Below are 13459 nucleotides of genomic sequence, written 5' to 3'. Positions count from 1 at the left end.
GGTTGGCACTTGTGAGTGCAACCGCGAACCCGTCCCGCAAGCGCCAGCAGCGTCCGCAGGCCCGTCCGGCCGGCACGAAGGCGGCGACGGAGCCGACCGCCGCCGCGACCACGGCCGTGACCGGGGACGCCCCCCACGAGCCCCTCGACCTGAGCCCCGCGGTCTCGCTGCCCCGGGGCTTCGGGCGCATCCCGGTGAGTGGCGTCAGCCCCGTCATCGAGGGCGGCGCCTACCCCGCGAAGGCGACCGTCGGCGAGCTGATCCCGATCCGCGCGAAGGTCTTCCGCGAGGGCCACGACGCGGTCAACGCCTCGGTGATCCTCACCGCGCCGGACGGCCGCGAGGTGCGGGTCGACATGACCCCCATGGAGCCGCGCGGCCTCGACCCGTGGGAGGCGTGGGTGCGCCCCGACACCGAGGGCGACTGGACGTTCCGCGTCGAGGGCTGGTCCGACCCCTGGGCCACCTGGCTGCACAACGCGGAGGCGAAGCTGCCGGCCGGGGTGGACATCGAACTGGTCTGCCTCGAGGGCCGCGACCTGCTCGACCGCACGGCGGCGATCGCCGAACGCGCGGGCGACCCGGTGCAGGCCTCCATCCTGAAGGCCACCGCGATGCTGCTCATCCCGGAGCGTCCCGCGACCGACCTGATCGAGGTCGCGACCGCCAAGGGCATCTCCCGGGCGATGACCCAGTACGGCCCCCGCGAACTCCTCAGCCCGACCGCCGACTTCCCGTTGTTCGTGGACCGCAAGCGGGCGCTGTTCGGCAGCTGGTACGAGTTCTTCCCGCGCTCGATCGGCGCGACCTACGACGCCGCGACGAAGAAGTGGACCTCCGGAACCTTCGACGACTGCCATCAGCGGCTCGAGGAGGTGGCCGGCATGGGCTTCGACGTGGTGTACCTGCCGCCGATCCACCCCATCGGCACCGCGTTCCGCAAGGGCAGGAACAACACCCTCATCCCTGCCCCGGGCGACCCGGGCTCGCCGTGGGCGATCGGTTCGGCCGAGGGCGGCCACGACGCCATCCATCCCGACCTCGGCGACTGGGACTCCTTCGACCGGTTCGTCGCCAAGGCCAGGGAGGTGGGCCTGGAGATCGCGCTGGACTTCGCGCTGCAGGCGTCCCCCGACCATCCCTGGGTGACCGCCCACCCCGAGTGGTTCACGACCCGGCTGGACGGGACGATCGCCTACGCCGAGAACCCGCCGAAGAAGTACCAGGACATCTACCCGATCAACTTCGACAACGACCCCGACGGCATCTACCACGAGGTGCTGCGCACGCTGAAGCTGTGGATGTCGCACGGCGTGCGGATCTTCCGGGTGGACAACCCGCACACGAAGCCCGTCCAGTTCTGGGCGTGGGTGATGCGCAAGGTGCGCGAGACCGACCCCGACGTGCTCTTCCTCGCCGAGGCGTTCACCAAGCCGGAGATGATGCACGCGCTCGGCAAGGTCGGCTTCCACCAGAGCTACACCTACTACACCTGGCGCAACGCGAAGTGGGAGCTGGAGGAGTACGTCGGCGAGCTCGCGACGCAGACCGACGCCTTCTACCGGCCGAACTTCTTCGTGAACACCCCGGACATCAACCCGTTCTTCCTCCAGTCGGGCAACCCGGCGGCCTTCGCCATCCGGGCCATCCTCGCGGCCACGCTGTCGCCGACCTGGGGTGTCTACTCCGGCTTCGAGCTGTTCGAGCACGAGCCGCTGAAGCCCGGCGGCGAGGAGTACAAGAACTCGGAGAAGTTCGAATACCGTCCGCGCGACTACCACGCCCAGCCGAACCTCAACGTCCTGCTCGGCTCGCTCAACCAGATCCGCCGCAACCACCCTGCGCTCCAGCAATTGCGGCAGGTGCGGTTCCTCGACGCCCCGCACGACGGCGTGATCGCCTACGCGAAGCGGGACGGCGACGACGCGGTCATCGTGATCTGCAGCCTCGACCCCAACCAGGGCGTGGAGAGCGACGTCCGGCTCGACCTCGGCTGGCTGGGGATCGACGGGCCGACCCTCGACCTGCGCGACGAGCTGACCGGTGCGACGTTCACCTGGGGGGAGCGGAACTTCGTCCGGCTCAGCCCGGCGGCACCCGCGCACATCCTGCACGTCCTCCGGGGCTGAGGGACGCGGCATGAGCACCGCCACCGCCTGGGAGGACTACCTTCGTCAGGCGCGCTGGTTCGGCGGGAAGGGGCTGGGCGCGAGGATCGCGTCCCTCGCCCCGCTGCCGTGGTACACCGCGGACGGCGACTGGCCGGCCGTCCGCTCGGAGATCGCCGAGATCGCCTACACCGACGGGCGCACCGAGTACTACCACCTCCTGGTCGCCTACCTCCCCGTCGGCACCGCTCCGGCCGGGCTGCCGGTGACCACGACGGTGCTGCCGGGCCTCGGCGAGGTGGACGTCGTCGACGCGCCGCGCCACGCCCCCGCGATCGCGGCCATGGTCACGGCACTGCGGTCCGCTCCGCCCGACGGCATGGCGTGGACCGAGGCGGACGAGGTGGACCCCGCCGCGCCCATGCGCCTGTTCACCGGCGAGCAGAGCAACACCACGGTGATGATCGGCGACCACACCCTGCTCAAGCTCTTCCGCAAGCTCGAGGCCGGGCGCAACCTGGACGCCGAGGTGCTGGGTGCGCTGAGCGGATCCGGGATCACCCCCGACCTGTACGGCGTCCTCGCCGCGGGCGGCTACGACCTCGCCATGTTCTGCCAGCGCATCCTCGGGGTGACCGACGGGTGGGTCTTCGCCACCGAGGCCTGTGCGACCGGACGCGACATCAGCACCGAGTGCCGGCAGCTGGGGACGGAGCTGCGCGAGCTGCACGCCCGCCTCGCGGACGCCTTCGGCACCGCGACGCGACCCGGCGCCGACCTGTCGGCGGACATGACCCGGCGCTTCGCCGAGGCCGCGGAGCAGGTGCACGAGCTCGACGGGTACCGGCACGCGGCGCAGCTGCTGTTCGCCGCCCCGGGCACCACCCAGCTGCCCACCCAGCGCGTGCACGGGGACTTCCACCTCGGACAGGTGCTGCACCGCGACGGTGGGGACGGGCCCGCGTGGGTGATCATCGACTTCGAGGGAGAACCGCTGAAGTCGCTGGCCGAGCGCCGGGCCTTCGACTCCGTCTGGCGGGATGTCGCCGGCCTCCTGCGCAGCCTCGACTACGCCCGCAGCGCCCACCCCGACCCCGAGGGCCACGCGGCCCGGCAGTGGTGCGCGGCGGCCCGCGAGGCCTTCCTGGACGGCTACAGCGGCACGCACCGCGCCGAGCCGGCCCTGCTGCGCGCCTACGAGCTCGACAAGGCCGTCTACGAGGTGGTCTACGAAGTACGCAATCGTCCCAATTGGGCACACATCCCGTGGGGAGCAGTCCAAGATGAGGCCAGGAGGGTATCTCTCGATCCCCCGGCACCTACTGACAAGGAGCAGTGATGGCACACGACGTGGCAGGCGGGTTGACCGGGTGGGATCTCGAGGGCTTCCACAACGGCGGTGACACCGAGTGCTGGCGGCGGCTCGGCTCCCACGAGGTGACCATCTTCGACGACGAGCGGGGCGAGATCCACGGGACGCGCTTCGCGGTGTGGGCCCCCAACGCACACGACGTGCGTCTCAACGCCGACTTCAACTGGTGGACCGGTGACCAGATGCACCGCGTCCCCGGCTCGGGGATCTGGGCCCTCTTCGTCGAGGGCGTCGGCACCGGCGCGCTCTACAAGTACAACATCCTCTGCGCGGACGGCACCTGGCGGGAGAAGGTCGACCCGATGGCCTTCTTCGCAGAACAGGCGCCCGCGAACTCCTCGATCGTCTACACCAGCAAGTACCTGTGGGCGGACGACGAGTGGATGTCCCGCCGCTCCGCGGCGCAGCCCCACAAGGAACCGATGAGCATCTACGAGGTGCACCTCGGCTCCTGGCGCAAGGGCAAGACCTACCTCGAACTCGCCGACGAGCTCGTCGAGTACGTGACCTGGCAGGGCTACACGCACGTCGAGCTGATGCCGGTCACCGAGCACCCGTTCGAGCCGTCCTGGGGCTACCAGGTGACGAACTACTTCGCGCCGCAGTCGCGCCTGGGGCGTCCCGACGAGTTCCGGCACCTGGTCGACCGCCTCCACCAGGCCGGGATCGGCGTCATCCTCGACTGGGTGCCGGGCCACTTCCCCAAGGACGAGTGGGCGCTGGGCCGCTTCGACGGAACCGCGCTCTACGAGCACGAGGACCCGCGCCAGGGCGAGCACAAGGACTGGGGCACCTACATCTTCAACTACGGCCGCAACGAGGTGAAGTCGTTCCTGGTCTCGAACGCGCTGTACTGGGTGACCGAGTTCCACATCGACGCCCTGCGCGTGGACGCGGTCGCGTCCATGCTCTACCTCGACTACTCGCGCAACGACGGCGAGTGGGTGCCGAACATCTACGGCGGCAACGAGAACCTCGAGGCGATCGACTTCCTGCGCTACGTGAACAAGCACCTCTACGAGCGCGTGCCCGGCGTGGTGATGATCGCGGAGGAGTCGACGTCGTTCGGCGGCGTGACCAAGCCCGTCCACCACGGCGGGCTCGGATTCGGTTTCAAGTGGAACATGGGCTGGATGAACGACTCGCTGCGCTACCTGGCGCTCGAGCCGATCCACCGGCAGTATCACCACAACGAGATGACCTTCGCGATGGTCTACGCCTACTCGGAGAACTTCGTGCTGCCGATCTCGCACGACGAGGTGGTCCACGGCAAGGGCTCGATGATCAACAAGGTCCCGCAGGACACGTGGCGGCAGTTCGCCACGCTGCGCGCCTTCTACTCCTACATGTGGGCCTTCCCCGGCAAGAAGCTGCTGTTCATGGGCTGCGAGTTCGGGCAGCGCTCCGAGTTCAACGAGGCCAACAGCCTCGAGTGGTGGGTCTGCGACCTGTGGGGCCACCACGGCCTCCAGCGCATGTTCAAGGACCTCAACGAGCTGTACCGCGCGCACCCCGCGCTGTGGGAGCTGGACTCCGACCCGGCGGGCTTCCGCTGGATCAACGCCGACGACGCCAGCGCGAACACCTTCAGCTGGCTGCGCAGCGACGCAGAGGGACGCCAGGTCGCGGTCGCGGTGAACTTCTCCTCCGAACCGTGGACGCGCTACCGGCTCGGCCTGCCGAAGCCCGGGGTGTGGAGGGAGATCTTCAACTCCGACGCTGGCATCTACGACGGCTCCGACGCCCACGGCAACCTGGGCCAGGTCGTGGCCACCGGGGAGGGGTGGAACGGCTACCCGGCCAGCGCGCTGGTCGTCGTCCCACCGCTCGGCGCGGTCTACTTCGAGTACGTCGGCGAGGAGTGACCTCCGACCACCTGCCCACCTCGGTGCGCGACGGCGTCGCCTCCGTCGACTTCCGGGGTGACGACGCCGTCGAGCGCTACGACCTGCTGCTCGCCACGACCCGCAGGCTGGCGTTCGACGACGACACCGTGCGTCGGGTCGAGGTGGACGTCTGCACCGACGACCACCCCCGCCGGCGGGCGCTGCACCGGGCAGGGTTCCGCCTGGAGGGCGTGGCGCGGCAGGCCGCGTCGGGCCCGGACGGCCCGCTGGACATCGCCCGGTACGCGCTGCTGCGCGGTGAGGCCGACAGCGGGCACGAGGCGTTCACGGCCGTGATGAACACCGTGACCGCGCGCAAGCGCGTGATCAGCCATCTCCTGGTGACCGACGAGGCCGGCCGTGTCTGCATCCTGGAGACCACCTTCAAGGCCGACTTCGAACTGCCGGGCGGCATCCTCGAGGTGGGCGAGAGCCCCCGAGAGGGTCTGGTGCGCGAGGTCGAGGAGGAGCTGAACCACACCGTCAGCGTCGGCCGCCTGCTCGTGGTCGACTGGCTCGCGCCGTACCTCGGGTGGGAGGACGCGGTCGAGCTGGTCTTCGACGGCCGCCACATGCCCGCGCGCTCGGTCCCGCTGCTGCGGCCCGACCTCCGCGAGATCCGCGCCGTCCACTGGCTGCACCCCGACGAGGCCGCGGCCCGCATGGCGTCTTTCGCCCGGGGCCGCCTCCACGCCGCCCTGGAGGCGCGCACGCTGGAACGGACGCTCTACCTCGAGCGCGGGGCGCGGATCAGCTGAGGGCGGACCGCCACGCCCGTACTTCCTGCGGGGACTACGCGCCTTTACCACTGTTCAGGAGTCGTGCTTTACTTTCCCTGAGGGGTAATGTTTGCTCCGTGCTAACTTTCTGGAGGCTGCCGTGAGCGCGGAGCGGGCCGACGTCGGGAGCCCGCCGTCGGCGGGGCAGCCCGTGCGCCGCCTGGGCGCGTTGATGGCCGTCTACCTGCTCGGCATCTTCATGGGCGCCATCGACACCGGCATCATCACCCCCGCGCGGACGATCATCCAGAACGACCTCGGGGTCGACGACCAGACCGGCATCTGGATGCTCACCATCTACACCCTCGCCTACGCGGCGTCGATCCCGGTGATGGGCAAGCTGGCCGACCGCTACGGCCGCAAGCCGATCTACCTGCTCAGCATCACCCTGTTCGGCGTGGGGTCGCTGTTGTGCGGCCTCAGCCAGGACGTGGGCAGCTTCGAGATGCTCATCATCGCCCGGGCCATCCAGGCGATCGGCGGCGGGGGCATCGTCCCGATCGCCACCGCGGAGTTCGGCACCTCCGTTCCCCCGGAGAAGCGAGGCATGGCCCTGGGCCTCGTCGGGGGCGTCTACGGCGTGGCGAACATCTTCGGCTCCAGCGCCGGCAGCCTCATCCTCGACATCGTCGGCACCGAGAACTGGCAGTACATCTTCTACGTCAACGTGCCGATCAGCATCGCGATCGTCGCCGCCGGCCTGCTCCTGCTGCCCAACCACAGGGTCGAACGGGTCGCCCGGATCGACCTCCTCGGCATCACCCTCCTGGTGGCGATGATCATGTCGCTGCTCTACGGCATGCGGAACATCGACTTCTTCGACCTCGGGCCCTCGCTGGCCAGCACCGACGTGTACCCCTACCTGCTCGGCTTCGTCGTGCTGCTCCCGCTCTTCCTGCTCGCCGAACGGCGCGCCGAGGACCCCGTGCTCAACCTCGGCTTCTTCACCGACCCGGCGATCGTGGTCACCCTGCTGCTGGCGTTCCTGTCCGGCGTCATCCTGATGGGCGTCATCTTCGTCCCCCAGTTCGCGGAGAACGCCCTGCGGATCCCGACCGGGGACGGCGGCTACTTCGTGATCATCCTCGGACTCTTCTCCGGCATCGGCGCTCCCCTGTCGGGCACGCTCACCGACCGGTTCGGGCCGCGGCTCGTGCTCGGGTTCGGGGTGGTCATGTCCGCGGTGGCGGCCACGGTCGGGATCCTGTGGGCGATCCCTTCGCCGTCGTGGTGGAGCGTCTGCACGACGCTCGCCCTCCTCGGTCTGGGCCTGGGCTTCACCGTTGGGTCGCCGCTGAACTACATGATGCTCGAACGCACCCGGGCGGAGGAGTCGAACTCCGCCCTGGCCACCCTGTCGCTGGTGCGGTCGATCGGCACCACGCTCGCCCCCGCGTTCCTGATCGGCTTCCTTGCCCACGCCGGCACCCAGCTCCAGGACGCGCTGGTCGCCGAGCTGCCGACGTCGGTGGCCGCGCCGGCGCTGCCCTACGCTGCGGAGCTCCAGGCCAGGTTCGAGGAGCTGAAGAGCGACGAGCAGCTGAAGGACAAGCTGAAGGACGTCGAGTTCCCCGACCTCGGCTCGAAGACCACCATCGACATCGACATGGACTCCGGCACCAGCCTGCCCGACGACCTCGTCGAGTTGCTGAAGACCGCCGACGTCACGAACATCACCGAGCGCACGAAGACCGTGGCCGAACGGATGTTCGCCGAACAGACGCCCTCGGTCATCGCCGACATCACCGACGGGGTGGACACCGGCCTGGCCAGCCTCGACAGCGCGACCAGGGACGTCGAGAAGGCCCACGCGAAGCTGGTGAAGGCCGTGAAGGGGATCGACAAGGGCGTCGTCGGGATGACCAAGGCGGCCAAGGGCATGCGCTCGGGAATCGCCGGCATGACCAAGGCCATCGACGGGATGACCAGCGGCATCGCCGGGATGAACAAGGGCATCGCCAAGATCGACGGCGACATCGCGGACCTGAAGAAGGCCCGGGCCGGCGTGCAGGCCGCGTACGACGCGATCATGGGCGCCCTCCCGCCGGGCACCCCGGAGCCCCCGCCCGCGCAGGAGCTGCACGCGAAGCTCGACGACCTGAACGCAGCCATCGACGGCGCCCGTACCGGGCGCAAGGCGCTGGTCGCCAAGCGGGACGCGCTGGTGTCCTCCCGCGCGAGCCTGCGGGCCGAGCGCGCCGCACTGGAGAAGAAGCTGGGCACGCTGGAGGACAAGCTGGCCACGGCTGTCGCCGACCGGGCCGACCTGGTGACGGCGCGCACCGAGTTGGAGGGCGTCCTGGCCGACCTGGCCGACACCCGCCGCAAGCTCGTCGTGCTGCGCGACGCCGTCCCCGGGGCGTTCGAGGAGGCGAAGGACACCTACCTCGCCGAGATCGACGCGCTCGGCCCCCGGATCGAGCAGACGTTCGCCGACACGCTCAACGGCGGCTTCCGCGACATCTACCTGTCGACGGTGGTGGCCGGGCTGCTGGCCGCTCTGCTTCTGGCGTTCTACCCCCGCAGGAACTCCCTCAGCAGGTCGAGGGAGAACGACGTCGCCGTCCACGGCTGGCCCTCCCGACAGTCCTCCTCTGTGAACCCGGAGGGCCAGAACGCCGCGCCGGCCCACTGGCCGTCCGCGTCGGCCAGGGCGAGCAGCCGCGCGCCCCAGCCCTCGGTCTCCACGCGGGTGCGCTCGGCACTCCACGCCTCCTCCGGAGCGTCCAGCAGGTCGCGGAGCACCTGCCAGCGCAGCGCCGGGTCGGCGTCCAGCAGCCAGTCGGTCACGGCGTCGGTCATCGCGCCACGCTAGCCAGCCGGAGTGCGCCCGGCAACGGGTCGATCGTGCCTAGAACAGGGCGCTCATCAGTGCCCGGCGGGCCTTCAGCACCGACGGGTCGGACGGGCCGACGGTCTCGAACAGCTCGAGCAGGCGCACCCGAACGGAGTCGCGCTCGGCTCCCGTGGTGTTGCGGATCAGTTCCACCAGCCGGGCGAACGCCAGGTCCGGCGCCCCGCCCATCAGCTCGGTGTCCGCGGCCGCCAGCTGCGCGGCGACGTCCGTCGGTGCGTCGGCCGCCCGGGCGAGCACGGCGGTCGGGTCGATCGAGCCGAGCCGTGCCAACAGTGCGGCCTGTGCCCGACCGGCCTTCGCCTCCGGGTCGTTGGGGGTGTTTGCGAGCAGCTTGTCGAACTCGGCAACAGCGAGCGGGAAGTCGCCCGCGGCGAGCGCGGCGTCGGCGGCGGCGAAGCGGGGGTCGGGGCCGGCGTCGGCGGCGATGCTCACCGGGTCGGCGCGACCCACGACGCCGTTGGCCGCGGCGGCCTGGAGGAGCTGGCCGATGTAGGCGCGCGCCTCCTCCTTCGACTTCGTTCCCTGCCACAGCGGGGCCAGCTGGCCGCCGACGACGCCGATCACCGCCGGCACGGCCTGGATGCCGAACGCCGCGGCGATCTGCGGGTTCGCGTCGACGTCCACGCGTCCCAGCAGGTAGGCGCCGGCGGCCTCGTTCGCGAGTTCCACCAGGGCGTCCGACAGTGACTGGGCGTTGGCACGCGGGGAGTTGAGCTCGAGCACGACCGGGTGGCGGGCGGACAGCGAGAGGACGGCCTCGAAGGTGTCCTGGTCGATGTCCAGCACGTAGGACGCCCCGGGAGGCGGCGGCGGCGCCTTGGCGGCCGCAACGATGCCGGACAGGTCCATGGCTCGGGTCGGATTGAAACCAGCAGGTGTCACGAGGAGCCATTCTGCCCCACGTCCAGAACCGGGGCGAATGTTGCCACCTCTTCCCCACCCCGGCGGGTGGGAGGGCAAGATGGCCTCATGGCTCACGAACGCGCCGGGCAGGTCGCGCTGCCCGAGGATCTCATCGACGTCGACGCCCTCATCGGCGCCTACTACGACCTCGTCCCCGACCCGGACAACCCCGACCAGCAGGTGGTGTTCGGGACGTCCGGCCACCGCGGGTCGAGCCTCGACACCGCCTTCAACGACGCGCACATCGCCGCCACCACGCAGGCCATCGTCGAGTACCGGGCGGCCCAGGGCGTCACCGGGCCGCTGTTCATCGGCAAGGACACGCACGCGCTCTCCGGGCCGGCCTGGCGCACCGCCATCGAGGTGCTGCACGCCCACGGCGTCGCCATCCGTGCCGAACGGGACGAGGACTTCACCCCGACCCCCTCGGTGTCGCGGGCGATCATCGTCTACAACAAGACCCACGACGGCCCACGCGCGGACGGGATCGTCGTCACGCCGTCGCACAACCCGCCCCGGGACGGCGGGTTCAAGTACAACCCGCCGCACGGCGGCCCGGCCGACACCGACGCCACGGGCTGGATCGCGGCCCGCGCCAACGACCTGCTGCGCGACCCGTCCGCCATCGTTCGGACGCCCTACGAACGCGCGTCCGCCGACGTCACCCGCGTGGACTACCTCGGCGCGTACTGCGAGGACCTGCGCAACGCCCTCGACATCGACGCCATCGCCGCTGCCGGCGTGCACATCGGCGCCGACCCGCTCGGCGGTGCGTCCGTGCAGTACTGGCAGTACATCGGCGAGCGCCTCGGGATCGACCTCACCGTGATCAACCCGTCCGTGGACCCGACCTGGCGGTTCATGACGCTGGACTGGGACGGCAAGATCCGCATGGACTGCTCCTCGCCGTACGCGATGGCCAGCCTGATCGCCAACCGCGACCGCTTCGCCATCTCCACCGGCAACGACGCCGACTCCGACCGCCACGGCATCGTCACCCCGGACGCCGGCCTGATGAACCCCAACGCCTACCTCGCGGTGGCGATCCAGTACCTGTACCGCCACCGCCCGAACTGGCGTCCGGACGCCGGCGTCGGGAAGACCCTGGTCTCCTCGTCGCTGATCGACAAGGTGGCCGCCGACCTCGGCCGGAAGCTGGTCGAGGTCCCTGTCGGCTTCAAGTGGTTCGTGCCGGGCCTGATGAGCGGCGACCTCGGCTTCGGCGGGGAGGAGTCCGCGGGTGCGTCCTTCCTCGCCCGGGACGGCTCCACCTGGACCACCGACAAGGACGGGATCCTGCTCGCCCTGCTGGCCAGCGAGATCACCGCGGTCACCGGAAAGTCCCCCAGCCAGCACTACGCCGAACTCGAGGCGCGGTTCGGGGCGTCCAGCTACGCCCGCGTCGACGCGCCCGCCAACCGCGAGCAGAAGGCCAAGCTGGGCAGGCTCAGCGCCTCGGACGTGACCGCGACCGAGCTCGCAGGGGAACCGATCACGGCCACGCTCACACACGCTCCCGGCAACGGCGCGGCGATCGGCGGACTGAAGGTCACCACGGCCTCCGCGTGGTTCGCCGCGCGCCCGTCGGGCACGGAGAACGTGTACAAGATCTACGCCGAGTCGCTGAAGGGCTCCGAGCACCTAGCACAGGTGCAGGCCGAGGCCAAACAGGTGGTCGACGCCGTCCTGTCCTGACCCGCGGGAATAGGGTGGGAACCATGAACAACGACGATGTCTTCATCTGTATCGACCACGTTGGCTACGCCGTCCCCAACCTCGACGACGCCATCAAGCTGCACACCGAGGTGTTCGGCTGGCGCGTGCTGCACCGCGAGGTCAACGAGGAGCAGGGCGTCGAGGAGGCCATGCTCGGCACCGGCGACCAGCTCACCGAGAACGCCCAGGTCCAGCTGCTCGCCCCTCTGAACGAGAACAGCACCATCGCCAAGTGGATCGAGCGCAACGGCGGCCGTGGCGGCGTCCAGCAGGTCTGCTACCGCGTGGCCGACATCGACGCGGCGTCGGCGACCCTGCGCGAGCGCGGCGTCACCCTGCTCTACGACACCCCGAAGATCGGCACCGGCGGCTCGCGGATCAACTTCGCGCACCCGAAGAGCACCGGCGGCATCCTGCTGGAGATCGTCGAGCCCGCGGTGTCCGCCCACTGAGGCCGGATCCACGCCTGGCCCGGTCCCTCCGGACCGGGCCAGCGGCATCGGCCCCGCGAGCGCACCCACCCACCGGATGACCGGCCATACCGGGGACGGAGACCCTGCCCAGTGACGACGAACGAGCCAGAACCGCGGCCCTCGCAGCCGGCCACGCCGGCCTCGTCTGCGTCCGCCCCGGCACGGACGCCCGGCTCCGCGCGGACCCCGTCCGGACCGCCGGCCACCCGCAGCTGGCTGCGGAAGTGGCGCCGGACCACCCAGCCCACGCCGCCCGATCTCACCGACGGCCTCGACCGGGTTCGTGAGCGGCGCGTCTCCCTGCTGGACCGCAACCCCTTCCAGATCGGCTTCTTCCTGACGGTGGGCGCGATGACGGCCTTCGGCCTCATCCTGCTGGTCGCGCGGCTCCAGACGGTGCTCGTCCTGATCCTGCTGTCGCTCGCGATCGCCCTGGGCCTGAACCCGGCCGTCGAGTGGCTGCACCACCACGGCGTGCGGCGTGGCGTCGCCGTCCTGATGGTCGCGGTGGGGCTCATCGCCCTGCTGGCGCTCGCCGGCTGGGCAGTGGTTCCGGTGGTCAGCGAGCAGGTGAACCGGCTGCTGATCCAGGCACCGGGCTACCTGGAGAACCTGCGCCAGAACCCCCAGATCGCCGCCTTCGACGCCCAGTTCCAGGTGATCGACCGGGCCGTGGCGTTCCTCACCTCCGGGGAGCTCATCACCGCGTTGTTCGGCGGCCTGCTCGGCGCGGGCCAGGTGGTCGCCAACGCGATCTTCTCCCTCATCGTCGGCATCGTGCTGACCCTGTGGTTCCTGATCACCCTTCCGGCGATCAAGGAGGTCATCTACCAGCTGGCCCCGTCCTCGCGGCGGCCGCGGGCCCGCTACCTGGCCAACGAGATGTTCAAGCGCGTCGGCGGGTACGTCTCGGGACTGTTCCTCGTGGTCCTCATCGCGATGAGTGTCGCCTTCCTGTTCCTCAACATCGTCGGCATCTCCCAGTACGCGGTGGCGCTGGCCGTGGTGGTGGGCCTGTTCGCCTTCGTCCCGCTGATCGGCACCACGATCTCGATGGTGATCGTGTCGGTGGTCGCCTTCTCGTTCTCCCCCACCACCGGGCTGATCACCCTGCTGTTCTTCCTGGCCTACCAGCAGTTCGACGCGTACGTGCTCCAGCCCCGCATCTTCTCCCAGTCGGTGCAACTGCCCGCTGTGCTGGTGATGCTGGCCGCCATCTCCGGCGGCGTGCTCTACGGGCTGCTGGGCGCCATCCTCGCCATCCCGACGATGGCCGCGCTGCTGCTGCTCTACCGCGAGGTGCTGGTGCCACACCTCGACCGCTCGTAGCGCCGCCGTCCCGTTCGGGGTGTGCCGCGGGTCGCG

At 70.2% G+C, this 13459-nt stretch carries 9 protein-coding genes; 8 read left to right on the top strand and 1 reads right to left on the bottom strand.

The window, feature by feature from the left end; all coding sequences use genetic code 11:
• Positions 1–11: 11 nt before the first annotated feature.
• The 5 genes from ACFQQJ_RS18035 (at position 12) to ACFQQJ_RS18015 (ending at position 8960) form a co-directional block, all read left to right on the top strand.
• A complete protein-coding gene (locus tag ACFQQJ_RS18035) occupies positions 12–2129 on the top strand; it encodes an alpha-1,4-glucan--maltose-1-phosphate maltosyltransferase (protein WP_377108699.1) in 2118 nt (705 codons plus the stop codon).
• A gap of 10 nt (positions 2130–2139) precedes the next feature.
• Positions 2140–3447 (top strand): phosphotransferase, encoded by a 1308-nt coding sequence (locus ACFQQJ_RS18030; protein ID WP_377108698.1) that lies wholly within the window; start codon positions 2140–2142, stop codon positions 3445–3447.
• Positions 3447–5345, top strand: a complete 1899-nt coding sequence (gene glgB / locus ACFQQJ_RS18025; RefSeq protein ID WP_377108697.1) for a 1,4-alpha-glucan branching protein GlgB — start codon at positions 3447–3449, stop codon at positions 5343–5345. Before ACFQQJ_RS18030 ends, glgB begins: the two co-directional genes overlap by 1 nt.
• Positions 5342–6124, top strand: coding sequence for an NUDIX domain-containing protein (locus tag ACFQQJ_RS18020; protein ID WP_377108695.1), 783 nt, complete (start codon positions 5342–5344; stop codon positions 6122–6124). The genes glgB and ACFQQJ_RS18020 overlap by 4 nt, the downstream gene beginning before the upstream one ends.
• A 121-nt stretch (positions 6125–6245) precedes the next feature.
• Positions 6246–8960, top strand: a complete 2715-nt coding sequence (locus tag ACFQQJ_RS18015) for an MFS transporter (protein WP_377108693.1) — start codon at positions 6246–6248, stop codon at positions 8958–8960.
• 36 nt (positions 8961–8996) lie between these two features.
• On the opposite strand, the gene ACFQQJ_RS18010 is transcribed toward ACFQQJ_RS18015, so the two are convergent.
• Entirely contained in the window at positions 8997–9884 is an 888-nt protein-coding gene (locus ACFQQJ_RS18010; protein WP_377108691.1) for a co-chaperone YbbN, read from the bottom strand.
• Between the two features lie 87 nt (positions 9885–9971).
• Here ACFQQJ_RS18010 and pgm point away from each other — a divergent pair, with 87 nt between their 5' ends.
• The 3 genes from pgm to ACFQQJ_RS17995 all read left to right on the top strand — a co-directional run bounded on the left by pgm (position 9972) and on the right by ACFQQJ_RS17995 (position 13423).
• Positions 9972–11600, top strand: coding sequence for a phosphoglucomutase (alpha-D-glucose-1,6-bisphosphate-dependent) (pgm, locus tag ACFQQJ_RS18005; RefSeq protein ID WP_377108690.1), 1629 nt, complete (start codon positions 9972–9974; stop codon positions 11598–11600).
• A gap of 23 nt (positions 11601–11623) precedes the next feature.
• A complete protein-coding gene (mce, locus tag ACFQQJ_RS18000; protein WP_377108688.1) occupies positions 11624–12073 on the top strand; it encodes a methylmalonyl-CoA epimerase in 450 nt (149 codons plus the stop codon).
• A 111-nt stretch (positions 12074–12184) separates the two neighbouring features.
• Complete coding sequence (locus ACFQQJ_RS17995; RefSeq protein ID WP_377108686.1) at positions 12185–13423, top strand: AI-2E family transporter; 1239 nt, start codon at positions 12185–12187, stop codon at positions 13421–13423.
• Positions 13424–13459: the final 36 nt, after the last annotated feature.

Origin of the sequence: Propionicimonas sp. T2.31MG-18, from assembly GCF_964266745.1 — a bacterium.
Lineage (GTDB): Bacteria > Actinomycetota > Actinomycetes > Propionibacteriales > Propionibacteriaceae > Propionicimonas.
This window is presented reverse-complemented; position numbering and strand designations above follow the sequence as displayed.